Origin of the sequence: Bacillus rhizoplanae (assembly GCF_917563915.1) — a bacterium.
GTDB lineage: Bacteria > Bacillota > Bacilli > Bacillales > Bacillaceae_G > Bacillus_A > Bacillus_A rhizoplanae.
The window spans coordinates 1-24,079 of sequence record NZ_CAKJTI010000009.1; the positions used below are offsets into that span (position 1 = coordinate 1).

A 24,079-nucleotide genomic window follows, 5' to 3' on the forward strand; every position below is an offset into this window, starting at 1 on the left:
ATATACCTTCATAAGTCTGGTAATGATGGCAGAGAGGTCACACCCGTTCCCATACCGAACACGGAAGTTAAGCTCTCTAGCGCCGATGGTAGTTGGGACCTTGTCCCTGTGAGAGTAGGACGTTGCCAGGCTTGTATTATTCCGCAGTAGCTCAGTGGTAGAGCTATCGGCTGTTAACCGATCGGTCGTAGGTTCGAGTCCTACCTGCGGAGCCAATTGGAGAGCTGTCCGAGATGGCCGAAGGAGCACGATTGGAAATCGTGTATACGTCATAAGCGTATCAAGGGTTCGAATCCCTTGCTCTCCGCCATAACATTTTGGCCCGTTGGTCAAGTGGTTAAGACACCGCCCTTTCACGGCGGTAACACGGGTTCGAATCCCGTACGGGTCACCACTTTGGAGGATTAGCTCAGCTGGGAGAGCACCTGCCTTACAAGCAGGGGGTCGGCGGTTCGATCCCGTCATCCTCCACCATATAAATTTATAAATATCGTCGCGGGGTGGAGCAGTCTGGTAGCTCGTCGGGCTCATAACCCGAAGGTCGCAGGTTCAAATCCTGTCCCCGCAACCAATGGTCCCGTGGTGTAGTGGTTAACATGCCTGCCTGTCACGCAGGAGATCGCCGGTTCGACCCCGGTCGGGACCGCCATTTATGAAGGCTCGGTAGCTCAGTCGGTAGAGCAGAGGACTGAAAATCCTCGTGTCGGCGGTTCGATTCCGTCCCGAGCCACCATTTTAGATATATTGCCGGCTTAGCTCAATTGGTAGAGCAACTGACTTGTAATCAGTAGGTTGGGGGTTCAAGTCCTCTAGCCGGCACCATGTAAGTCGGAGGGGTAGCGAAGTGGCTAAACGCGGCGGACTGTAAATCCGCTCCTTCGGGTTCGGCAGTTCGAATCTGCCCCCCTCCACCATTTACATTTTATATAGGGGCATAGTTTAACGGTAGAACAGAGGTCTCCAAAACCTCCGGCGTGGGTTCGATTCCTACTGCCCCTGCCAAAACAGCATGGCGGCTGTGGCGAAGTGGTTAACGCATCGGATTGTGGCTCCGACACTCGTGGGTTCGATTCCCATCAGTCGCCCCATTTTTAAATATTACTTTACAAATTAAATTAGTTATGATAATATACTAAATGTCGAGTTTGGATATTTAAAGTAATAAAAATGATAATAAATCATATAATGTATTAATAATTCGATGGGCTATAGCCAAGCGGTAAGGCAACGGACTTTGACTCCGTCATGCGCTGGTTCGAATCCAGCTAGCCCAGCCATTTTTGCGGAAGTAGTTCAGTGGTAGAATACAACCTTGCCAAGGTTGGGGTCGCGGGTTCGAATCCCGTCTTCCGCTCCAAATTTAATATGGCGGCATAGCCAAGTGGTAAGGCAGAGGTCTGCAAAACCTTTACCACCGGTTCGAATCCGGTTGCCGCCTCCATATTATGCCGATGTGGCGGAATTGGCAGACGCGCACGACTCAAAATCGTGTTCCGTAAGGAGTGTCGGTTCGACCCCGACCATCGGTACTGTTTAGACGAGGATAACTCGTTTTTTTTGTGTTTCTAGACGTATAATAGGCGTGAATAATTTGATTATATCAAGCGTTTTCTACAGCAGTAGAAAACGTTTTTTTCTTTCATTTAAATTACAACTTTGTAAGGAAGTTGTAAGAGAAATCGATTGGATATTTTTAAAAAGCAAGGTATTCTTAAATTAAGAACAATGAATGTTAGAAGAAATGGGGGTGTCTGTTGTGAAAGAACGAACAGTACATCGTACTGCCTTTGATCATCATATTACTTTAACTCCGATAACAAAAATTTTTTATAGAGCTCTTATATTATTATTATTACTAGGCTGTGCATTATTATTTGCTGGAAATAAAATGATTGAAAACAAAGATATAAGTAAATTGAAAGTACCTGTTCATTTTGAGGTGCCAGAGCAGTTAGGTAATGCATTTATTGCAACTGAAGATAAGCGCTTCTATCATCATAATGGATTAGACTATATTGCAATTGTCAGAGCGACAGTAGAAAATATAAAGGCTGGTCATGTTGTACAAGGTGGTAGTACAATAACTCAGCAACTTGCAAAAAATGTTTTTTTAACAAATGAACGAACATTTTCTCGTAAATGGGATGAAGTTTTCTATACAAAAAAAATAGAACGAACATTTACGAAAGATGATATTTTAAAATTGTACTTAAGTAATATTTATTATGGAGAAGGAGCATGGGGAGTTGAGGAAGCAGCCAAACTTTATTTCGGTAAAGAGGTAGATCAATTAACATTGAGTGAAAGTGCTATGCTTGCAGCTGTTGTGAAAGCTCCAACTTATTATTCACCAATACAACATTATGATAAAGCTGTAGAAAGACGTGATATTGTGTTAAAGCTTATGGAGCAAGAAGGGTATATTACTCATGCAGAATATGTACAAGCTACAAATGAAAAGCTTGTCATTCGTCAGGATATTCCTAAAAATCAGCCAGTACAGCATGTAAAGGCGGTTAGTTAAGAGTAAGTTCAAAATGAACTTACTCTTTTTTATCCCGCTACTTTAGGGCAATAAGGCCCCCATCTCAAGATTTAGAGAGAGCGAAGAAGATAGGTGGGGGATAACTGCCCGTAAGAGCCTGATTGGTTCAACTAACCATCAGTGGGGGATGAAGAAAATCCCCACTGATGGAAGTTTCACTTTACGTGAATGAATTTAAGCGAAGTGAGACACAATATTGTCACATTTGTTTAATTTTGCTTATTTTGTGAGCAACTTCAATGGACTGTTTATATGAGAATTGATATCATGAATAATGTATATAAGCATCATACAAAGAATAAAAACATTAAAGAGGAATGTGTATGAAATCAAAAAATATTATAATTCTCGGTGTTATTTTTTCTATCGCGGTACTTATTGTAATTGGGACAATTGCATATAGCATTGTGAATGATAAGAAGGAAAAAGGAAAAGATACGTTTTTATATGGTACACAACAATCGTTAGGAGAGAAAGATGCTCCAATTCATGTTGTTGAGTTTGGAGACTTTAAATGTCCAGCTTGTCGTACATGGGATGCAACAGTATTACCACGTTTAAAAGAAGATTATATTAACAAAGGGAAAGTTCAGCTGCATTTTATTAACTTTCCATTCATTGGGAAAGATTCTGATTTAGGAGCAGCTGCCGGGGAAGCAATTTATAAGCAAGATCCAAAAGCTTTTTGGACATTTTATGATGAAATATATCAAAAGCAACAGAATGAACAAGAAGAGTGGATTACAGAGGATTTATTAGTAGATATAGTAAAGCAAAAGCTTCCTAGTATTGATATAACGGAGTTTAAAAAGGATTTAAATAGTAAGGAAGTAAAAGATAAAGTACAGAAGGATCTTGACCTTGCTCAGAAATTAAAAGTACAAGGTGCACCATCCATATACGTAAATGGTAAGCTTGTTAATCCAGACTACGATAGTATTAAAGCTGCAATTGATAAAGAGTCGAAAAAGTGATGAGTAATTCATCACTTTTTCGACTTTTTTCGATAAAATTCTTGCAACACCTCATATTCCATGCTATACTTCTTAACATAAGTTAACAAAAAATTAATATTTTCTTTATATTTGCGGGTGTAGTTTAGTGGTAAAACAAGAGCCTTCCAAGCTCTGGTCGAGAGTTCGATTCTCTTCACCCGCTCCAGATATCATTCCAAATTTCTATAATAATTGTGATCAACGCAGTGTTTCGTTTCTCAGATAAACGAGGTATTGCGTTTTTTTATGTTTGGAATGCATGAATATACGTGAAAATAGTAATGTGGAATTTCCTATGATATATATTGTTATAACAAAATGAAATGTTTATCAATTAATATATTGAGAAATAGCGAATTATTTGTAAATGTAAATGAAGTATAATTAATGAGGACATTGAAGTGTGAACAGCAACCTCTATATGGATTTTCCCATATTAACGGGCAGTAAGACCCCCACCTCAAGATTTAGAGAGCAGCGAGGAAGATAGGTGGGGGATAACTACCCGTAAAAGCCCGATTGGTTCAACTAACCATCAGTGGGGGATGAAAAAAAACCCCACTGATGGAAGTTTCACTTTATAAAAAGAAAGGTGGTAAAACTGTTACTGAAAAGAGGCGGAACCTCAATAAGCAGCATATGTTGTATGAATTTAATCAACCAACATATATATACCGATGGCTAGGCAAAAAATTAAGCCTATGGGGAACGACACAAACCAAAGTGACGAGATTGGGTTTGTAGAAGCAAGAAAAGTCTAAGTGGGTATGTTTGTACACATTTTCAGTAGCAGAGTAAGTGTGAACTTCGAACAATTAAAGCAAGATGTGATAGCTTATAGTAAAACAATTGGAATTGATAAAATAGGCTTTACAAGCGCTTCACCATTTGAAGAGTTAAAGCAACGACTTATGCAGCAGCAACAATTAGGATATCAATCTGGATTTGAAGAATCGGATATAGAGAAAAGAACGAATCCGCAATTATTATTGCCGGGTGCAAAATCAATTATTGCTATTGCATTGGCTTATCCCTCAAAGCTGAAAAATGCACCACTAAGCAAACCAGGGGAGCGACGAGGCATTTTTTGCCGTGCTTCTTGGGGGAAAGATTATCATCTTATTTTGCGTGATCGTTTAGAGAAGCTGGAAGCATATTTAATTGAACGTTTACCGGAGATAGAAGTAAAATCGATGGTAGATACGGGAGAATTAAGTGATCGAGCTGTTTCAGAGCGAGCGGGCATTGGATGGAGTGCAAAGAATTGCTCCATTATTACACCAGAGTTTGGTTCATATGTCTATTTAGGTGAGATGATTACAAATATTCCTTTTCCTCCAGATACTCCAATTGAAGATCAATGCGGGAGTTGTACAAAGTGCATTGATGTGTGTCCAACAGGAGCGCTTGTACAAGGGGGACAATTAAATTCCCAAAAATGTATTGCATTTTTAACGCAAACGAAAGGTTTTCTTCCGGAAGAATATCGAGATAAGATTGGAAACCGCATTTACGGGTGTGATACGTGTCAAACTGTTTGTCCAAAAAACAAAGGAAAAGATTTTCATAATCATCCGGAAATGGAGCCAGATCCAGAGCTCGTAAAGCCATTATTAAAACCTCTTCTTACGATTAGCAATCGTGATTTTAAAGAAAAGTATGGCATTATGTCTGGGTCATGGCGGGGGAAAAAGCCGTTACAGAGAAATGCGATTTTGGCGCTTGCACATTTTAAAGATACGACTGCTATTCCTGATTTAGTTGCCTTAATGAAAGAAGATCCTCGTCCTGTTATTCGTGGAACGGCAGCGTGGGCACTAGGGAAAATTGGCGGAGAAGGGGTGCAAGAGGCTATTGAAAAAGCAAAAGAACGAGAGAAAGATGAAGAGGTACTTTATGAAATGAATCGTGGTCTTGAACTATTAGCTGAGAAAAAATAGCAGATTATCTTTCCTTCCCTCATATTGTAATAAGGGGGAGGGAAACATTATGTTTGTAAAACAGCACCTTCAAGAATGTCTTCAAAGGCAATTGGATTATATAGCAAATAAACGTATTGATGAACAAGAAATTTCAGATGATATTGTTGATATGTTACAACGTAAACGGGAGCTCTTTAAGCAGCGAAATGCTGAAATTGTAAAGAGTAATGCTAATGTATCTTTTATTAGACAGTTAAAAGGCGTTAACTATGATGAGGTAGATTATCAAATTCATTTTCAGTATTTCATTCGTCATCATCATTTATTTTATGTAGAAGAGGAACAAATGGAGAGGCGTTTACGATTAGAAGCTGGATGTATCACGCAAGATATAATGCTTGGAACATCAATGGATGAACAGAAAATTGGAACGCTAGAACGTGAAATAACAAAGGGAAAAGGACAATATGTCCCATACAGTTATAATCGATTAGAGGCAGTGAAATATGCAGAGCGTTGGTGGGATGACCGCAATCCAGCTTATCAAAACTTCCCTGATAATTGCACAAATTTTATTTCACAATGTCTTCATGCTGGGGAAACACCGATGACTGGATATCCGAATATTCGCAGTGGATGGTGGCAGCAAAACAGCCAATGGAGCTGGAGCTGGGCGGTAGCTCATTCTTTTCATTGGTACCTGTCAAGTGCTTCTATAGGACTTCGAGCAAAGCAAATGGAGAAACCAGAAGATCTTATGCTTGGAGATGTGATTGTGTATGATTTTGAAAATGATGGAAGATGGAATCATACGACGATTGTCGTAGCAAAAGATGCGAATGGTATGCCTCTTGTAAATGCGCATTCTGCCAATAGCCGCAGGCGTTATTGGAATTATGAAGATTCAAGTAAGTATACACCGCAAATGAAATATAAGTTTTTTCATATTCTCGATAACGACTAGAGATTTTTTGTCCAAGTGGTATAATACGTAGTAGAAAAAGATTGAGGTGAACATTGTGGGAATACATGTTGTTTTATATCAACCAGAAATTCCAGCGAATACAGGTAATATTGCGCGTACTTGTGCAGCAACGGGTACGGAATTACATTTAATTAGACCGCTTGGATTTTCTACTGACGATAAAGCGTTAAAGCGTGCTGGATTAGATTATTGGGAGCACGTAAAAATTACGTATTATGATTCTATTGAGGAATTTTATGAAAAAAATGCAAATGGTGAGTTTTTCTACTTAACAAAGTATGGTGAGAAAGCACACACAACATTTGATTATGGCAATGTAGAACAAGATTACTATTTCGTATTTGGAAGAGAAACAAACGGTCTTCCAGCAAATGTGATTGAACATAATTTTGATCATTGCTTACGCATCCCAATGACTGATAAAGTCCGTTCTTTAAACCTATCTAACACTGCAGCAATTTTAATTTATGAGGCATTGCGCCAGCAAAATTATCCGGGGTTAGATGTAGAAATTGTTTATTAAAAACCGTCATATGACGGTTTTTTTTTGAAAAAAACTAATATTTTTTAATAAAGGTTTGCATGTGTTTGAAAAAACGACAAATTTTATTAGGGTTGAATATCATTGCCGAAGGAGTAGAGGAGGCAGAACAAATTCAATTTTTGAAAGAAAAAAATGCGATCTTAGCCCAAGGTTATTATTTTAATAAGCCTCTTTCTATAAGCGATATTGAGAGATTTTATTTTATGACAGATAAAAAGTGATGAGCGTCAAGCTCATCACTTTTTTTATTTTGTTCCTGGCTTATCATTGTATCCTGATGTGAAAATAGCAGTGAGAAATGTGAGCATAACACCTAAAATTAATAAAAGTTTCATGAGAATTTAGCCCCCCATTCATATTTATCTCCTATTACTTGTATTATATCGAATTTTCTTTCAATTTTGGTAATAAAATTTATAAAGTTTGTGTGCGATTTCATTTTGATTCGTACGAATGTTTAAGGACATCCTCGCATACTTTTATAATAATCCGCTTGAACAAGGAGATGGGGGAGGAGCTATAATGGATATTTTAAAGAAAATCGAACAGCACCGGGAAACAGAAGAACGTTTAAAGTGGGAAGGGACATTTGCTGATTATTTAGAACTTCTTAAAGAAAGACCATGGGTGGCACAAACAGCACATTCTCGTATTTATAATATGATTAAGGATGCTGGAATTGAGGAAGTAGACGGCCTGAGAAAATATAATTTCTTCAGTAATCAATTATTTGGATTAGAAGAAGCATTAGAGCGTCTTGTAGAAGAGTATTTTCATCCATCTGCAAAACGTTTAGATGTAAGAAAACGGATTTTATTATTAATGGGACCAGTTAGTGGTGGGAAATCTACATTGGTTACGATGTTAAAGCGTGGATTAGAGGCATATTCACATACAGATCGCGGTTCGGTTTTTGCAATAAAAGGATGCCCAATGCATGAAGATCCGCTTCATCTTATTCCTCATCATTTACGTGATGATTTTTATGTAGAGTATGGCGTACGAATTGAAGGGAACTTGTCACCATTAAACTTAATGCGCCTGGAAAAAGAGTATGGAGGCAGAATTGAAGATGTAATTGTGGAGCGTATTTTCTTCTCAGAAGATCGCAGAACAGGGATTGGAACATTTAGTCCATCTGATCCAAAATCACAAGATATTGCTGATTTAACAGGTAGTATTGATTTTTCTACTATTGCTGAATATGGTTCAGAATCAGATCCACGCGCTTACCGCTTTGACGGAGAATTAAATAAAGCGAACCGTGGGATGATGGAATTTCAAGAGATGTTAAAATGTGACGAAAAGTTTTTATGGCATTTATTATCGTTAACGCAAGAAGGGAATTTTAAAGCAGGCCGATTTGCACTGATCTCAGCAGATGAATTAATTGTTGCACATACGAACGAAACAGAATATCGTTCTTTTATTTCTAATAAGAAAAATGAAGCACTTCATTCGCGGATTATTGTAATGCCAGTTCCATATAACTTACGGGTAAGTGAGGAAGAGCATATTTATGAGAAAATGATTCATGAAAGTGATGTTTCTGATGTTCATATTGCACCGCATACACTTCGCGTTGCAGCAATGTTTACAATCTTAACACGCTTAAAAGATCCGAAGCGGCCAGACATCGATTTAATTAAGAAAATGCGTTTATATGATGGTGAAATGGTAGAAGGATACAATTCTATTGATGTAGAGGAACTGCAGCGCGAATATCAAGATGAAGGTATGAGTGGAATTGATCCGCGTTATGTTATCAATCGTATTTCTTCTACAATTATTCGTAAAGAAATAGCATCAATTAATGCTTTAGATGTATTACGTTCTTTAAAGGATGGATTAGATCAACATCCATCTATTAGCAATGAAGATCGTGAGCGCTATATGAATTTCATTTCATTAGCACGTAAAGAGTATGATGAAATTGCGAAGAAAGAAGTACAAAAAGCATTTGTATATTCATATGAAGAATCTGCGAAGACACTTATGGATAATTATTTAGATAACGTAGAAGCATACTGCAATAAATCAAAACTACGCGATCCATTAACTGGAGAAGAAATGAGTGCGGATGAAAAACTTATGCGCTCTATTGAAGAACAAATTGGCATTTCTGAAAATGCGAAGAAAGCGTTCCGTGAAGAGATTTTAATTCGTATCTCTGCATATGCTCGCAAAGGGAAGCGATTTGATTATAATTCACATGAGCGTCTTCGTGAAGCAATCCAGAAGAAATTATTTGCCGATTTGAAGGATGTTGTGAAGATTACGACTTCAACGAAAACGCCGGATGAAAATCAGCTGAAGAAAATTAATAATGTTGTAGCACGATTAATTGATGAACATGGCTACAATTCCACATCTGCCAATGAATTATTGCGTTATGTAGGTAGTTTGTTAAATCGATAATAATCATAGTTGTAGAAAAAGAAAAGCTGTCTCTTGGAAAGGGGCAGTTTTTTTTTTATATTTTATTTTCGACTATAAGAGGTGCTTGTCTACTATGAGTAAATTTAAATGCAATCTTATGAATTTATTTGTCAATTATTTTCACCACGAGCATATGATAGAGTAACCAACCATTCATACAGAAAAAAGTCAACACAATACAATATGTTGTGCAGCTGTAAAGTGTGCAACAATGCATTGTGTTTCTTTCTTAATTGTGAAAGTGTATCAGTTTTTTTATTAATGTAAAAGTAAATTTCTCTTAGTAGGATTTTCGTGTTTTAATCTGTGTTTAAGTGAAAGTATAAAAAATTATGTAAGGAGGGAAAGGAATGGCAGAAGAAAATCAATATAATTATACGGTTTCACAGGAAAATTGGTCCCTCCATCGTAAAGGGCATGATGATCAACAACGTCATCAAGAAAAAGTGCAAGAGGCAATAAAAAATAATTTACCAGACCTTGTTACAGAAGAAAGTATTATCATGTCCAATGGTAGGGATGTTGTAAAAATACCAATTCGTTCACTAGATGAATATAAAATTCGTTATAACTATGATAAAAATAAACATGTTGGTCAAGGAACAGGGGATAGTAAAGTCGGTGATGTCGTAGCGAGAGATGGATCGAGCGGCCAAAAGCAAAAAGGACCAGGAAAAGGGCAAGGAGCAGGAGACTCTGCAGGAGAAGATTATTACGAGGCGGAAGTATCGATTTTAGAGCTTGAGCAAGCATTTTTTAAAGAATTAGAGCTTCCTAATTTACAGCGTAAAGAACTGGATGAAAATCGTATTGAACACATTGAATTTAACGACATTCGTAAAACAGGACTTTGGGGAAACATTGATAAAAAACGGACAATGATATCTGCTTATAAACGAAATGCAATGAATGGCAATCCAGCTTTTCATCCAATAAAACGAGAAGATTTAAAATTCCGTACGTGGAACGAAGTCTTGAAGCCAGAATCAAAAGCTGTTGTGTTAGCAATGATGGATACGAGCGGTTCGATGGGACTTTGGGAAAAATATATGGCTCGTAGCTTTTTCTTCTGGATGGCCCGTTTTTTACGTACGAAATATGAAACAGTAGATATTGAATTTATCGCACACCATACAGAAGCAAAAGTTGTTACAGAAGAAGAATTTTTCTCAAAAGGTGAAAGCGGCGGAACAATTTGTTCATCGGCATACAGAAAAGCATTAGAACTGATTGAAACAAAATATTCTCCGGAACGCTATAACATATACCCGTTCCACTTCTCGGATGGAGATAATTTAACATCTGATAATGCCCGCTGTGTGAAACTTGTGCAAGAATTAATGAAAGTATCTAATATGTTTGGGTATGGAGAAGTGAATCAGTATAATCGTCATAGTACACTCATGTCAGCCTATAAAAATGTGAAAGATGAGAAGTTTCGCTATTATATTTTAAAACAAAAAGCTGACGTGTTTCATGCGATGAAGAGCTTTTTCCGAGAAGAATCGAAGGAAAAGATGGCTTAAACCCCTAAGTGAAGGGGTTTTTTTGTTGATTAAATTATTTGTATATAGGTTTATGTATGGGAGTGTTAAAGTTATTTAATATGGGGTTGGATGGAGTATTTATTTCAACTTCCAAAAGTTGAGGAGTAGTTTTCAATAGATCATTACACTAGTTTAAAATATTATGTAGTAGAAAAGATTGAGTAGGAAAAACTACTCAATCTTTTTTATACGATCAAATAATAAACCATCTGTCGTACTATTTTCTCCTATTACAAAATCTTTCATATAATAAGAAAGATAATCACCATACTTCGAATTTGTATTTAAAAGAAGTTCATCTACAAAATAACAACCAAGCGGTAAATTATCGAGTAAGAGGCTAGTGAGGGCACCGTAAACACCGCAAGCCACTTGAAAATAAGTTGCATTTGTTCCGTATTGTGTGTACACATCCTGGGTAGCAGTGGTGTTGTACATATATACCTCTTTGTCTTTATACACAAGTAAGACACCAATTAAATCTTCACCGATGAGTTGTCCGTTTTCTGGATTTAATACGTGATGATTCCAGCTCCATAGTTCATCAATATTATGTTGATTGTCATGAATTAATTGTGTCATATAATCATTGATACGATATAAAAAACCGACCTCCATGTCGTATAATTTTCCGAGATTAATTACTTCTTCATGCCCCATTAAACAACCGAAAAACTGTTTCTCTCCTAACGTTACTTTAAATTCTTGTTCATAAGCAGTGTTACATAAGAGGATGGGAGTTTGATGTTTCATAAAAAGAGGATAGTTTAAAATGCCTTCTTCTAAAAAACCTGCTGGAGACCATGTCGAGTATACTGTTTTTTCTTTAATAAGAGTTGGATCATGATAGAAAGTTGTATCGTGTTCGACGATGAAACAAGCAAGGGGGATTTCCGTAGGACTTTGCTTCATTAATTTAATTGCCATCCATTGGACGACGCCGGGATTCATACCGGAACAAATAATACCTGTCATTTGTGTGAAGGTAGGTTTATGCTCTTCAAAGAAATTTTGTCTTTCTAGTAAACTGAAGCGTTTTATATGCTCATTCGCATCGATTTTTGGTGATTGCAGTGCTGTATTAATATAATGCACACCAAATTCATTGCAGCATGTTAACATTTCTACTGCATCTGCTAAGGAAGCATCAATGACTAGGTTTGTCCCCGTTTTTTGTAGATGATTTCGAAATAATGCGTTATCGCTTAGATCGAACACATGGAATGTAAAACTCTCGTATAATGCAGGATACATATCTTTAAAATAGGATTGTGGTTTTTGTTTTATGTCAATTAAATGAATCGAACAGTTTTGCAATTGAGAGTATAAAGGATTATCAATATCTTTCACGGCATGATTTAATAAAGATAAAAATGCGCGAGCAGCGCCGCCGCTGCTTCCAAGTATAGTAAGAATGAGTTGTTCTTCTTTCATGCTTTCCCTCCTATGTGATTAAGATATTCTCTTCACATAAGAAAGGATTATTTGTTTGTCCATAAATGCATAAAAATCCGCTGTTTATCCCGTAAAAGCCTGATTGGTTCAACTAACTATCAGTGGGGGATGAAGGAAAACCCACTGATAGAAGTTTCACTTAATCTATGAATATGGAAAAAAACCGCAGTCTACTTGTAAGACTGCGGATGGAATAGTGAAAAGGATGATTATCCAGTTTTTTGCACACTTTGCGATTTTGGTGTTCGTTGTATTGTAAAAGCTTCTTTTCGTAATTCTTTAAATAGCGATGTCACCATTAATATAATAACAATTGAAAATGGAAATGCTGCGAGGATTGCTGCAATTTGCAGCGCATTTAAACCACCTGTTTGTAATAAGATTGCTGCAATTGCCGAAATGGTAAGTCCCCAAATGAGTTTTAAGCGATTGCTAGGAGATAAATTTCCATTACTTGTTTGCATGGCTACAACAAACGTCGCGGAGTCCGCAGATGTAACAAAGAATGTGGCGATTAAAATTAACGCAACAATTGTTAGAAATGATGAAAATGGTAAATGAGAAATGACAGCAAAAAGACCGGTTTCTATACCGTTTTTTGTAATTTCGTCTGCGATTCCTAACGATTGGAACATCTCCATGTGAATGGCTGTTCCGCCGAATACTGAAAACCAAAATGTGCAGATTAATGTTGGGACTAATACAACGCCGAAAATAAATTCACGAATTGTGCGTCCGCGTGAAATTCGTGCAATAAATGTACCGACGAATGGCGACCAAGAAATCCACCATCCCCAATAGAAGAGCGTCCATTTTTCAATCCATGCAGAATCGTGCTCACTAAAAGCACCTAAGTTTAAGCTCATACTTGGCAAGGACCCTATATAAGATCCTAATGTCGATATGAAATATTTTATAATAAAAACAGTTGGCCCGAAAATTAAAAAGGAAACGAGTAAAATTCCTGCAAGGGAAATGTTCAAGTTACTCAAATATTTAATCCCACGATCTAATCCTGTTTGTGCACTCGTTAAATAGAGGACTGTAAAGATTAAAATGAGTACGAGCTGTGTGCTAACTGTATTGTTAATAGAAGGGAATAAGTAATGTAATCCACTAGCAATTTGCTGTGCACCAATTCCTACGGATGGAACGATTCCGAATACTGTGGCTAAAACGGCTAAAATATCAACCGTTTTTCCGATAGGTGATGTTTTCGATCGATTAAATAAAGGAGTAACTGCAGCGCTAATTGTACTACCTTTTTGTTTGCGAAAGGTAAAGTATGCAAGAACTAAAGCGACGATTGCATATAATGACCAAGGGAATAATCCCCAATGGAAGAATGAATATTGCATTGCGAGTTCAGCACTTTGTTGGCTGCCAGGTTCACCTGTAAGAGGAGCATTTAAATGTGATAGCGGTTCGGAAATGCCATAAAAGACGAGGCCGATTCCCATACCAGCTCCAAATAACATTGCAATCCATGAAAGGTAACTATATTTTGGTTTTTCATCATCTTTACCAAGACGAATGGAACCGTATTTTGAAAATGCTAAGTACGCGGCTAAAAGAATCATTGCGGTCATTAATAGAGAGTAAAACCATCCAAAATTACTGAGGATAAAAGAGTTCAAAGACGAGGTAACACTTTGTAAATCATAGCCTTGTATCCATTTTGCTGGAAGTACACCCCATATAATAAACAAGGTTGTTAGCAAAATAGAGATATAAAATACACTGTTTTCTTTTTTGATCATCCAATCCCACCTTTAGTTAATAATATTAATAATTATATTAACCATAACAATTTTTAAGAGAGGTGTCAAAATACGATCTTAGAAGTCGATGATAGATAGTAGAAAATGTAATAGAGGTAATATAAAGTGAAACTTCCGTCAGTGGGGGGCTTACTGCCCGTTAATGCGGGATAAACTGAAACGTTTACGAATAGAGTTTTGTATATCGTTTTTTCACCATTTTCTGCCATTTAAGTGCGTTATATTTCCAACAAGTATTGTCAATCATTTTATATAAATAAAGCATTTTTTCTTGAGACGGTCTTTAATTTTTGTTTTAAACATTGCTGTTAGCTTTGAGCGATTTTCATCAAATTGTAAATGACAACAAGCTATGCAGGAGGTGTGTATATTTTGTATTTGTTTGTTAAATAATTCGCATCAATTATTAATGTGTCAACTACGATCAATAGCGATAAACTATAATTTTACATCATTTACCTTTTATTATACCATAATTTTTAGATGAATAAAAATGGATCAAAAGCTATTATCTCTGATTTTGTAGGAGTTATAAGTCTTTGTATTGCAACAGCAATTATTAATATTATTTGGTTTTTCATAGTTTTTCGTTCGCCGTCAGTATCAAGTGGAATTAATTTTCAGAAAATTCTAACGCGCGTACATCTTTACTTTTTATGTAAAATAATATATTATATGGATATATAACATACCGGTTATTTTTGAGGAGGAGCCTGTCACTACAGGCTCCTCTTGTGCCTTTTTAAGGGGTCTGTGATGCAGGCCCCTTTTTCTACAGATAAAATGACCGAAAATTTTAAAAAAGATAAAATTTGAAAGGGGAGCATACATATAAGAAGATGGACGCATTGATGAAAGGAGGGGGAAGCGCTGTTATTTAGCCATGGACTTGAAATAATTTACTTATACGGGTTTATTATAACGACATTCATTACTGTTATATATTTATTTTTTAGTGATGTGTTTGAATCATTATTTCACATAGTAGGCGGACCGACTTCACCTGTAACAATACTATTTAGCTTTCTTGCTATGTTTTGTGGTTTTGGATATATCTTTGAATATATGCTTTCTTGGGGAAGTATTGTTATTTTTTTCGTTGCCTTTTTTCTTGCGCTTATTGGGGTAATTATGATGAAAATGCTTGTGTTATCTCCGATTGCGAAAGCGGAACAAAATACAGTGCAGCGCATGGATGAATTTATTGGCTGCAAGGGTGAAGTGCTGATTACGATTCCGAAAGAAGGTTTTGGTGAGGTGCTGGTGTCTTCTCAATTTGGCAGTAATGCGATGCCAGCTAAAACGATAGGAAAGAAAGATATTTTACAAGGATCTTATGTCATTGTTGAAGCTGTGCAAGATGGTGTTTTACTTGTGCAAAATTTAGCTGTTTCTTTAAAGAAACCAAAATGATAAGGAGGATTTAATATGGTTCCATTAATTATCGGCGGTGTTTTATTAGCGATATTAGCTATCCTTATTTTAGTCTTTATTACAAAATATCGTACTGTTGGTCCAGATGAAGCGTTGATTGTAACGGGAAGCGGACTAGGCAGTGGAAAAAATGTTGTTACAACAGATGATGGTAAGAAGATTAAGATTATTCGCGGGGGCGGTACATTTGTTGTGCCAATTATGCAACAAGCAGAACCTCTTAGCTTATTAAACTATAAGTTAGAAGTAGGAACGCGTGATACATATACAAAACAAGGTGTTCCTGTAACAGTAAATGGTGTTTCTATTATTAAAGTGGGTTCTACAATTGAAGAAGTATCAACAGCGGCAGAGCAATATTTAGGGAAAGAAACAGAAGAGCTAAAGGTAGAGGCAAAAGAAGTGTTAGAAGGACATTTGCGAGCAATTCTTTCTTCGATGACAGTAGAAGATGCGTATAGTAACAGAGAACAGTTTGCACAGAAAGTACACGAGGTTGCTTCTACTGATTTGAAGAAGATGGGGTTGCGCATTGTATCATTTACTATTAAAGAAATTAGTGATAAAAACGGATATTTAGATGCACTTGGCCAACCGCAAATTGCGACAGTAAAACGTGATGCACAAATTGCAAACGCAGAACGAGAAAAAGAAGCACGGATTGAAAAAGCACGTGCCGAAAAAGAAGCAAAAGCAGCAGAGTATCAACGCGATGCACAAATCGCTGAAGCAGAGAAATATAAAGAATTAAAGGTGCAAGCATATAAAAGAGAGCAAGAACAAGCACGTGCTGATGCAGACCTTTCATATGAATTACAGCAGGCGAAAGCACAACAAGGTGTAACAGAAGAGCAAATGCGTGTAAAAATTATTGAGCGTGAAAAACAAATTGAATTAGAAGAAAAAGAAATTGCTCGCCGTGAAAAGCAATATGACGCAGAAGTAAAGAAAAAAGCAGATGCAGATCGTTATGCAGTTGAGCAAGCTGCTGAAGCAGAAAAAGTGAAACAAATTAAAAAAGCAGATGCAGACCAGTATAAAATTGAAGCGGAGGCAAGAGCACGTGCAGAAGAAGTACGTTTTGAAGGTTTAGCAAAAGCAGAAGTACAGAAAGCCCAAGGTACAGCAGAAGCGGATGTTATTAAACTGAAAGGTCTTGCTGAAGCAGAAGCAAAACAAAAAATTGCTGAAGCATTTGAACTATACGGTCAAGCAGCGATTATGGATATGGTACTGAAAATGTTACCAAGTTATGCGAAAGAAATTGCAAGCCCGCTTAGTAATATCGACAAAATTACAGTTGTGGATACAGGCGGCGGTGGAAAAAACAGCGGTGCTGGTAAAGTAGCAGGCTATGCAACAGATTTAATGGCAACGATGCAAGAAACATTAAAAGCTTCTTCTGGCATTGATCTAAAAGAATTGCTGGAAAGTTTTGCAGGGAAAGGTGCAGTGCAGCAACCTGTTAGTGAGAAGCCTGTTGTAGAAGTAGTGGAAGAAAGTAAGAAGGAAAATAGTGGGCAGTAAAAATAATAACCCCTCTAGCGTGTGTCTAGAGGGGTTGTTATTTTAGTATAGCTAACTAGAAAATGTAATACAATTCAAATCTTTTAAAATATAAAAGATCTGGAATAACAGTGATAGAATGGGTGAGGAAAATGAGATTTTGAATAGGAAAGTAAGGAGTAGAGCTTGTATGAAAGCAGTTATTGAAAGTGTCTATAGTCCATGTAATGGAGTAGTAGAAGAAGTGTTAGTCAATGAAACGTCTCATGTATATGAATGGGAAAAGCTACTTATTATTAGAAATAATAAAGGGGTATTAGAAGAAGCAGCGGTTGGGATTAGTGGAAATGTATTATCTGTAGATGTAGTAGTTGGACAGGAAGTAGATACGAATACGCTATTGTGTAAAGTAGAAGATGATTTTTTAATAACGGGATGCGAATAAATTTCATTTTATTAAAATATAAAAAAACAAAAACGAGTATGTGTGTAAGTAATACATGTACTCGTTTTTGTTGTAATGAAAAATGATATGCCGAAGGGTTCTATTCATTGGTATCCATCAATATTTTTAATATGAATAAAGATTATCCCGCTATTCGTGGGCATTAATCCCCCCACCTGAAGATTGAGAGAAACGAAGAAGATAGGTGGGGAATAACTGCCCGTAAAAGCCCGATTGGTGAGAGCTTTCCATCAGTGGGGATGAAGAAAACCCCCACTGATGGAAGTTTCACTTTATTTTGTATTTATTTTTGTTATCACTTTTGATAATATAATCATAAGATATAGTAAAGGAAGTAGGTTTTTATATATGAAAGAAAAAAAGATGGATATATTATTTCATCCAATTCGCTTTCAACTTATTCAAGAGTTTATTGGAGGAGAAAAATTAACAGCAAAGCAGCTTGCTAAAAAATTACCTCATATTCCACAAGCGACGTTATATCGTCATTTAGAAAAATTAACAACAGCACATATTTTACAAGTTGCTCAGGAAACACAAATACGAGGAACTGTTGAAAAATTATATGTGTTAAATATCAGTATGGCCAGCATTTCACAAAAGGATTTGCAAGATGTAACGAAAGAAGAACATATGCAATATTTCATGATGTTTGTCACACAACTTACAGCAAATTTTAAAGATTACTTGCAGCAAGATCAGATTGATTTTGAGAAAGATGGAGTGGGGTATCGTCAAGCGAGTTTTTACATGAGTGATGAGGAGTTTCAAGAATTTATACAAGAAATGAGTGGCGTATTTTTAAAAGCAATGAAGCGTAAGCCATCTCCAGAGCGAAAGCGAAGAACGCTTTCAACAATTATAATTCCTGAAAGAAATGGGAAGGGAGAATAAAAAAGATGGGAAAAGAATTGTTCGTTACAATTGAAAGTACGGTTTCACTTCAAGGAACGTTAACAATTCCAGCATATGACGCACCAACATACCCAGCTATTTTACTTATTGGTGGAACTGGAAAAGGAGATCGGGATGGAAATGTTCGCGGTTTAAAACTACATTTATATAAAGATTTAGCGGATTATTTCACTTCATTAGGATTTGCAACGCTACGTTACGATAAGCGTGGTACGCACAAAAGTGAAGGCGATTATTATAAAACAGGTGTTACAGATTTAATTGATGATGGAGTTGCTTGCGTACGTTTTTTAAAGGAGCATCCGCAAATTGATCCAAAGCGAATAGTAATTGTAGGTCATAGTGAAGGGGCTTTACTTGCGCCAGCTATTTATGTTAGAGAATCAGTTGCTAACTTAATTTTACTTAGCGGCGGAGCTGAGCCTTCGAAAACATTACTTCCAAGACAAATTGAAACGGTAGTGAAAGAATTGGAAGCAGCATCTGGATTTCGAGGGTGGCTATACCGCTTTTTAAAACTTCCACAACGTATTAAGAAACAGAATGAAGCGGTGATGGAAAAAATACAACAATCATCAAATCCTGTTATGCGAATAAAAGGGGCAAAGGTAAATGCAAAGTGGATACGTGAACAATTTCAATACAATGTCGTAGAGTATTTAGAGAGAGTGACATGTCCTGTTTTAGCGATTACTGGAGATCGAGATATACAAGTGCCGCCAGAACAGGCAAAGGATATTGCGGAATATGTAGCAGGTGAGGCAGAGTGGCATATCATCCCGAATATGAATCATATTTTACGAGAAATTGAGAAAAATCATACAATGCTAGGTATAATGAAGGAATATAAAGGGCTTGCGGCTAAAAATATTCAAGAGGAGTTATTGTATGTTATGAAGGAATGGTTAGCAAAATACAATCTTCCATAGGGGATGAGATTGTGCAAAGAAGAAACATTTCATTTCTTGTATTACTTGGAGTATTGGTGGTAATGACGGCTTGTGAAAAACAGAATCAAACTGAGTTTATGATAGTGAAACAGGAAGACGTAGATACAAAGGAAGAGAACTGGATGGATAAGCAGTTATTACTTTCAGCACAGCTCGGAGATACAGAAACAGTTGTAAAATTGATAAAAAGCGGTGCAGATCTGAATGTAAGAGGTACACAAGGGGAAACACCGGTTATGGCAGCAACATATCATAACCATATTGATACTGTGAAAACATTACTGGCAGCAAGAGCAGATGTAAATATCCAAGATAATCACAAAGATAATCCATTTTTATATGCTGCAGCAGAGGGGACTTTAGAAATTTTAAAGCTAACAATTGAAGCGGGCGCGGATCCAAAGATAATGAATCAATTTGGCGGTACGGCATTAATTCCAGCAGCAGAACGCGGCCATGTTGAAGTTGTAAAGGAACTTCTCACTCATACAGATATCGATGTCAATCATATTAACACTCTTGGCTGGACTGCATTAATGGAAGCTGTTCTTTTAGGAAATGGAGGTAAAGAATATCAGCAAATTGTACAGATGTTAATAGAGCACAATGCTGATGTAAACATTCCCGATAAAGAAGGTATTACCCCTCTCCAACATGCCAAAGAAAGAGGATTTACAAGAATCCAGTCCATACTAGAAAAAGCAGGTGCTTATTGATGAAAACACCTCACACGTTTCATTGTGTGAGGTGTTTCTTTTAATTATTAAAAGCATTATTTTTGGGTTTGTATCCAAATACCATCTTGGTTTAGAAAATACCACTTACTATTATCTTGAATCCATCCTGTTATGTGTAGTTATTTTGGTTTTGTGATTCACAAGATAGTTGTGCAGCTTGTAAGATTTTTTTATCCCACATTAATGGGCAGTAAGTGTGGATTTAAAATAAAGTCGCGATGTTTATAAAAAAGATGCGATGTTTAAAATAAAGTCGCGGCGTTTATAAAAATGTTGCGATGCTCTACCCCTTTAGATGGTTATCTAAAGGGGTGTTTTTATAGTGAAAAGGAAAAGAACATCTGAATTGAAAGATAGATTAAGGAACTGTTGAGTGACAATAAGTTATTCCGTTAAAGGGCCATTTAATGGAATAAGGCTCATAAATATTTGTACTAAGTATTAATAGGTTATGATTGTGAAGAAATTTAGTTAGGGTATCAGTCCAGTTTATTAAAAAACAGGAAATAAAAATCCCGTATTCAATAAAAAATACGGGATTTTTATAAATCAGTTTATCTTGTTTCAAGTAACACCTAGTCGAAAGAAGTTCATTAGTTAAATATTACTTATCTAATTAAGAAAAATTCAGATTCCAGCCCAAACATCTTTTCCGTATCGTCCTTCACGTTGTAAATGATCCAACCAATTTCTTGCCTCTTGTTCACTGACTCCATGAATTTCTTGATATGCGTGACAAAGATTATCTTCTACATCCGGAGCCATTCGACTTCCATCACCACATATATAAAGGTGGGCACCGTTATCTAATAACGAAATTAAATTAGCTCCATCTTGTTTCATTAAATGCTGTACATATGTTTTTGGATGTCCTTCCAAGCGAGAAAAAGCTGTGTGTAAAGATATTAAGCCATCTTTTTCATCTTTTTCTAGTTCTGTACAATAGAGATAATCTTTTTCAGGATGACGACAACCGAAATACAGATGCGCTTCCCCTAAGTTAACACCTTTGTTCTTTTGGACACGACGCGTTTGTAAGAACCCACGGAATGGTGCAACTCCAGTGCCTGGTCCAACCATGATAATTGGTGTTTTTGGATCTTCAGGTAACTGAAACCTTGATTCTGGAGTTCGAATAAAACAAGTAATCTCATCTTCATTGTGACACTGAGCTAAATAATTAGAAGCGACACCTTTATATTCTCCTTGTCCACTCCATGCAGGTCCACTAACAACACCGACCGTAATACTTAGACGATCCTGTGCAACAAGTGGAGAGCTTGAAATAGAATAGTAACGCGGTTTGAGCGCAGGGAGAAGTTCTAAAAAGCGTTCAAACGGGATTTCACACGCTTCATACTTTTCAAGAAGATCTAACATTGAAATGCGTTTCTTTAGTATTTGGTCTTGATAAACTCCATCTTCCAATAATGCTTCCAATTCGTATTTATGAGGAGGACAAACTGTAAATGTTGCCAATTCCCGTATTTGTGCTCGAGTTGCCGATTCCTGAACCTCAACACTATAGCTAAGAAGGTCAAATAAACTAACAGGACGGTCCAAAGGAAGATGAACTGTACTACGTCCACTTGTACTCAGTATGACTTGATCCTTCCCGTTTAATCCAAATCGTTTTAAAATTCGGTTGACATTTTTTCGGCTGTTACTTGGCAGCACTCCAAGATGGTCGCCTTCCTGATAAGTAACTCCTTCCGGCAAGGCTATCTCAATATGTCGAGTGCCCCGTTCACTTTCAGCTGACTGAAGCTCCTGGCTAGCAATCACCGTTGCATAAACAGCTTTGTTATTTTGAGCGATCGGATTAGCAGGAGGACCTGAAATCAACTGAACGGAAAGCGATGATTGATGAGACAATGTTTCGGTTCCCTCTTTCACCTTTAGGCCAAAAGCATTCGAGACATCCTTCCACATGTTCTCTTGCCATTGAGCAAAATCATTCTCGAAATCTCCTCCAGCGTCAGCCTCTCCTCTTACGGTAAACCTTATGGCACCTTTCTGTTCAAGCTCTTTGTCAATAAATTTCGGAACACTCTGGTAAGTATTCGCCCAATTTCGATCTCCGCAACCAAAAACTGCATACCTGATCCCTGTACATCCCTCTGTGTCTGATTGCTCCAGCCATTTTACGAACTGAGCGGCATTCTCAGGAGGTTGACCATTATATGAAGAAGTTACAATGAGTACCGCACCTTCTTTAGGTAACTTTCCGATATAATCGTTCAATGTTCCCACATCGCTCTGGAAACCCAGTAACCTTGCATGGTCTGCGAGCTTCCTAGCAAACTCTTCCGCTCTGCCTAAGTTTGAACCATACAATATAAGCAGAGGTAAGTTTTCAGCACCTTCAATTACTTCTTGTTTTAAATATTGCGAAGCCAGTTTCTTCTTTTCTTCATTTTCCTTCTCCTTCTCATCTGCCAACGGAGGATTCAGTAAAGATGCGACTTGCTTCCCTTCCCTTAATTTAATTCTAATTCTTAAATTTTCTGGTTTTATGGTCAACGTTTGCTTAATCTTCAACTGATAGTTTTCATAATCAATTAATTCAAACTTTTGAAGAATCATTCCAAGTACCAGCGTAGCTTCATAAAGTGCGAACTGCATACCAATACAAGCACGTTGACCATTCCCAAATGGCTTATATGCATGATTTGGTACTTTGGAAGGGTCTGCGAAACGTTCCGGACGGAATTCTTCTGCATCTTCTCCCCACACTTCTTTATCCCGATGAAGGGCGGGAAGAAGCACGGTCAAACCTTCACCTTTTTTCACATGATACTGTCCGCCGATTATAGTATCCTCCTTTGGATACACATCAAAAGATGGAGCGGTCGGCCATAACCGTATGGCCTCGTTTAGAATCATGCGAATGTATTTGAGGTTTAGCACTTGTTTATAAGATGGAGTGGAATCACCGAGGACCTGATCCACTTCTTCGTATGCTTTCTTCAGAACTTCCGGATGTTTCAGTAAAAAATAAGTCGTAAAGGATAATAAACCACTTGTTGTTTCATGCCCAGCAATTAAGAAGGTAATAATTTGGTATCGGATATTTTCATCATCCAACACTTCCCCGGTCTCGGGGTCTTTACTGTTTAACATGCGGGCCAGCAGATCTATCTCTCCATTATTTCCATTAACCTTCCGCGCTTTAATAATTTTATCTACCAACGAAAACATGCTTTGTATATCATCTTGGAATTGTCTGTTTTTTCTAATCATCAGAGTATCCATGCCCTTCGAGCGGGCAATTTTATGCATAGCTTCGTCAAGTGCACGTACCATGCTGTCGATAAATGGATCATGTTTTTCTTTATAAAAACTATTAAATCGGTAGTTAAAACCACAAAGACCGATCGTATCCAAAGTAAGGCGGGTCATGTCTCCCGGTACATCGATATGATCACTATCGTGATTCAACCGAGCCCATTTCTGAATCAGCTGCGAAGCGATGTCTAACATCATGGTATGATATCCCTTCATGGCTTGTTGGCTGAATGTTGGCAGCAATATATTATGGGCTTTTCGCCAGTTTGGCTCCGATGTTTTACTCGTAAACAGACCGTCCCCCGTAAATTCGCGTACATGCACCATATCATTTGCAACATGTTTATCAAAACGATTGATATCACAGACTTCAGTTACCAGTTTGTGTTCAGAGATACATATTGTTTTAAAACCTGGAGCAGTCAACCGAAATATTGGTCCATATTCTTTCGCTATCTCACAAAAAGAAATAGTAGGTTGACTCATGTCGAATAAAGGGTAGTTGCCGAGTGGTCCATATGTTTTGGGTTGTGGAATCCCGCCTGTCTGTTCTTCTCTCATTTTTATCCT

18 protein-coding genes, 16 tRNA genes and 1 rRNA gene are annotated in these 24,079 nt (G+C 37.2%); 31 read left to right on the forward strand and 4 right to left on the reverse strand.

What is annotated here, in order from left to right:
* Positions 1-15 precede the first annotated feature (15 nt).
* The 25 genes from rrf (at position 16) to yhbH (ending at position 10,956) form a co-directional block, all read left to right on the forward strand.
* Positions 16-131, forward strand: a 5S ribosomal RNA gene (gene rrf, locus LRP84_RS10770).
* Positions 132-140: 9 nt separating this feature from the next.
* Positions 141-215 (forward strand) — tRNA-Asn (locus LRP84_RS10775).
* Positions 216-218: 3 nt separating this feature from the next.
* Positions 219-310: transfer RNA gene (locus LRP84_RS10780), tRNA-Ser, on the forward strand.
* Between the two features lie 9 nt (positions 311-319).
* Positions 320-394, forward strand: a tRNA-Glu gene (locus tag LRP84_RS10785).
* 4 nt (positions 395-398) lie between these two features.
* Positions 399-474 (forward strand) — tRNA-Val (locus tag LRP84_RS10790).
* Between the two features lie 20 nt (positions 475-494).
* Positions 495-571 (forward strand) — tRNA-Met (locus LRP84_RS10795).
* A gap of 2 nt (positions 572-573) precedes the next feature.
* A tRNA-Asp gene (locus LRP84_RS10800) sits at positions 574-649 on the forward strand.
* Positions 650-657: 8 nt separating this feature from the next.
* Positions 658-733: transfer RNA gene (locus LRP84_RS10805), tRNA-Phe, on the forward strand.
* Between the two features lie 13 nt (positions 734-746).
* Positions 747-822 (forward strand) — tRNA-Thr (locus LRP84_RS10810).
* A gap of 8 nt (positions 823-830) precedes the next feature.
* Positions 831-914, forward strand: a tRNA-Tyr gene (locus LRP84_RS10815).
* A 14-nt stretch (positions 915-928) separates the two neighbouring features.
* Positions 929-1,002: transfer RNA gene (locus tag LRP84_RS10820), tRNA-Trp, on the forward strand.
* A gap of 10 nt (positions 1,003-1,012) precedes the next feature.
* A tRNA-His gene (locus tag LRP84_RS10825) sits at positions 1,013-1,088 on the forward strand.
* 114 nt (positions 1,089-1,202) lie between these two features.
* Positions 1,203-1,277 (forward strand) — tRNA-Gln (locus LRP84_RS10830).
* A 5-nt stretch (positions 1,278-1,282) separates the two neighbouring features.
* A tRNA-Gly gene (locus LRP84_RS10835) sits at positions 1,283-1,357 on the forward strand.
* 10 nt (positions 1,358-1,367) lie between these two features.
* A tRNA-Cys gene (locus LRP84_RS10840) sits at positions 1,368-1,441 on the forward strand.
* A gap of 6 nt (positions 1,442-1,447) precedes the next feature.
* A tRNA-Leu gene (locus tag LRP84_RS10845) sits at positions 1,448-1,529 on the forward strand.
* Positions 1,530-1,756: 227 nt separating this feature from the next.
* Positions 1,757-2,524, forward strand: coding sequence for a transglycosylase domain-containing protein (locus tag LRP84_RS10850; RefSeq protein ID WP_230575082.1), 768 nt, complete (start codon positions 1,757-1,759; stop codon positions 2,522-2,524).
* A gap of 344 nt (positions 2,525-2,868) precedes the next feature.
* Positions 2,869-3,519, forward strand: a complete 651-nt coding sequence (locus tag LRP84_RS10855) for a thioredoxin domain-containing protein (protein ID WP_230575083.1) — start codon at positions 2,869-2,871, stop codon at positions 3,517-3,519.
* Between the two features lie 113 nt (positions 3,520-3,632).
* Positions 3,633-3,706: transfer RNA gene (locus LRP84_RS10860), tRNA-Gly, on the forward strand.
* A 634-nt stretch (positions 3,707-4,340) separates the two neighbouring features.
* A complete protein-coding gene (gene queG, locus LRP84_RS10865; protein WP_230575084.1) occupies positions 4,341-5,480 on the forward strand; it encodes a tRNA epoxyqueuosine(34) reductase QueG in 1,140 nt (379 codons plus the stop codon).
* A gap of 49 nt (positions 5,481-5,529) precedes the next feature.
* Positions 5,530-6,426: an amidase domain-containing protein gene (locus LRP84_RS10870; RefSeq protein WP_230575085.1), complete on the forward strand. Its 897-nt coding sequence runs from the start codon at positions 5,530-5,532 to the stop codon at positions 6,424-6,426.
* 55 nt (positions 6,427-6,481) lie between these two features.
* The gene (trmL, locus tag LRP84_RS10875; protein WP_230575086.1) at positions 6,482-6,970 is read left to right on the forward strand and encodes a tRNA (uridine(34)/cytosine(34)/5-carboxymethylaminomethyluridine(34)-2'-O)-methyltransferase TrmL; all 489 of its coding nucleotides are present in this window, start codon (positions 6,482-6,484) and stop codon (positions 6,968-6,970) included.
* Positions 6,971-7,035: 65 nt separating this feature from the next.
* Complete coding sequence (locus LRP84_RS10880) at positions 7,036-7,212, forward strand: hypothetical protein (RefSeq protein WP_437438778.1); 177 nt, start codon at positions 7,036-7,038, stop codon at positions 7,210-7,212.
* Between the two features lie 301 nt (positions 7,213-7,513).
* Positions 7,514-9,409: a PrkA family serine protein kinase gene (locus tag LRP84_RS10885; protein ID WP_230575087.1), complete on the forward strand. Its 1,896-nt coding sequence runs from the start codon at positions 7,514-7,516 to the stop codon at positions 9,407-9,409.
* A 371-nt stretch (positions 9,410-9,780) separates the two neighbouring features.
* Entirely contained in the window at positions 9,781-10,956 is a 1,176-nt protein-coding gene (gene yhbH / locus LRP84_RS10890) for a sporulation protein YhbH (protein WP_230575088.1), read from the forward strand.
* A 192-nt stretch (positions 10,957-11,148) separates the two neighbouring features.
* On the opposite strand, the gene LRP84_RS10895 is transcribed toward yhbH, so the two are convergent.
* The gene (locus LRP84_RS10895; protein ID WP_230575089.1) at positions 11,149-12,411 is read right to left on the reverse strand and encodes a Rossmann-fold NAD(P)-binding domain-containing protein; all 1,263 of its coding nucleotides are present in this window, start codon (positions 12,409-12,411) and stop codon (positions 11,149-11,151) included.
* A gap of 230 nt (positions 12,412-12,641) precedes the next feature.
* On the reverse strand, positions 12,642-14,192 hold the full coding sequence (gene opuD, locus LRP84_RS10900; protein ID WP_230575090.1) for a glycine betaine transporter OpuD: 1,551 nt from the start codon (positions 14,190-14,192) through the stop codon (positions 12,642-12,644).
* An 891-nt stretch (positions 14,193-15,083) separates the two neighbouring features.
* On the opposite strand from opuD, the gene LRP84_RS10905 reads away from it, so the two are divergent.
* The 6 genes from LRP84_RS10905 to LRP84_RS10930 all read left to right on the forward strand — a co-directional run bounded on the left by LRP84_RS10905 (position 15,084) and on the right by LRP84_RS10930 (position 20,200).
* Complete coding sequence (locus LRP84_RS10905; protein ID WP_230575216.1) at positions 15,084-15,626, forward strand: NfeD family membrane protein; 543 nt, start codon at positions 15,084-15,086, stop codon at positions 15,624-15,626.
* Positions 15,627-15,641: 15 nt separating this feature from the next.
* Complete coding sequence (gene floT, locus LRP84_RS10910; RefSeq protein WP_230575091.1) at positions 15,642-17,174, forward strand: flotillin lipid rafts scaffold protein FloT; 1,533 nt, start codon at positions 15,642-15,644, stop codon at positions 17,172-17,174.
* Between the two features lie 169 nt (positions 17,175-17,343).
* The gene (locus LRP84_RS10915) at positions 17,344-17,598 is read left to right on the forward strand and encodes a hypothetical protein (protein ID WP_230575092.1); all 255 of its coding nucleotides are present in this window, start codon (positions 17,344-17,346) and stop codon (positions 17,596-17,598) included.
* Positions 17,599-17,967: 369 nt separating this feature from the next.
* Entirely contained in the window at positions 17,968-18,513 is a 546-nt protein-coding gene (locus tag LRP84_RS10920) for a helix-turn-helix domain-containing protein (RefSeq protein WP_230575093.1), read from the forward strand.
* Between the two features lie 5 nt (positions 18,514-18,518).
* Complete coding sequence (locus tag LRP84_RS10925) at positions 18,519-19,463, forward strand: alpha/beta hydrolase family protein (RefSeq protein ID WP_230575094.1); 945 nt, start codon at positions 18,519-18,521, stop codon at positions 19,461-19,463.
* Entirely contained in the window at positions 19,436-20,200 is a 765-nt protein-coding gene (locus LRP84_RS10930; RefSeq protein ID WP_230575095.1) for an ankyrin repeat domain-containing protein, read from the forward strand. The genes LRP84_RS10925 and LRP84_RS10930 overlap by 28 nt, the downstream gene beginning before the upstream one ends.
* Before the next feature lie 56 nt (positions 20,201-20,256).
* On the opposite strand, the gene LRP84_RS22560 is transcribed toward LRP84_RS10930, so the two are convergent.
* Both LRP84_RS22560 and LRP84_RS10935 read right to left on the reverse strand, forming a co-directional pair.
* Positions 20,257-20,334, reverse strand: coding sequence for a hypothetical protein (locus LRP84_RS22560; RefSeq protein ID WP_367890490.1), 78 nt, complete (start codon positions 20,332-20,334; stop codon positions 20,257-20,259).
* A gap of 514 nt (positions 20,335-20,848) precedes the next feature.
* Positions 20,849-24,070, reverse strand: coding sequence for a bifunctional cytochrome P450/NADPH--P450 reductase (locus LRP84_RS10935; protein ID WP_230575096.1), 3,222 nt, complete (start codon positions 24,068-24,070; stop codon positions 20,849-20,851).
* Between the last annotated feature and the right edge of the window lie 9 nt (positions 24,071-24,079).

Excerpts from the sequence above, each read along its gene's own strand:
- LRP84_RS10895 (WP_230575089.1), bottom strand. The coding sequence starts at position 12,411 with ATGAAAGAAGAACAACTCATTCTTACTATACTTGGAAGCAGCGGCGGC.
- LRP84_RS10855 (WP_230575083.1), top strand. The coding sequence starts at position 2,869 with ATGAAATCAAAAAATATTATAATTCTCGGTGTTATTTTTTCTATCGCG.
- LRP84_RS10925 (WP_230575094.1), top strand. The coding sequence starts at position 18,519 with ATGGGAAAAGAATTGTTCGTTACAATTGAAAGTACGGTTTCACTTCAA.
- LRP84_RS10930 (WP_230575095.1), top strand. The coding sequence starts at position 19,436 with ATGGTTAGCAAAATACAATCTTCCATAGGGGATGAGATTGTGCAAAGA.
- yhbH (WP_230575088.1), top strand. The coding sequence starts at position 9,781 with ATGGCAGAAGAAAATCAATATAATTATACGGTTTCACAGGAAAATTGG.
- floT (WP_230575091.1), top strand. The coding sequence starts at position 15,642 with ATGGTTCCATTAATTATCGGCGGTGTTTTATTAGCGATATTAGCTATC.
- LRP84_RS10885 (WP_230575087.1), top strand. The coding sequence starts at position 7,514 with ATGGATATTTTAAAGAAAATCGAACAGCACCGGGAAACAGAAGAACGT.
- LRP84_RS10935 (WP_230575096.1), bottom strand. The coding sequence starts at position 24,070 with ATGAGAGAAGAACAGACAGGCGGGATTCCACAACCCAAAACATATGGA.
- LRP84_RS10915 (WP_230575092.1), top strand. The coding sequence starts at position 17,344 with ATGAAAGCAGTTATTGAAAGTGTCTATAGTCCATGTAATGGAGTAGTA.
- opuD (WP_230575090.1), bottom strand. The coding sequence starts at position 14,192 with ATGATCAAAAAAGAAAACAGTGTATTTTATATCTCTATTTTGCTAACA.
- LRP84_RS10870 (WP_230575085.1), top strand. The coding sequence starts at position 5,530 with ATGTTTGTAAAACAGCACCTTCAAGAATGTCTTCAAAGGCAATTGGAT.
- LRP84_RS10920 (WP_230575093.1), top strand. The coding sequence starts at position 17,968 with ATGAAAGAAAAAAAGATGGATATATTATTTCATCCAATTCGCTTTCAA.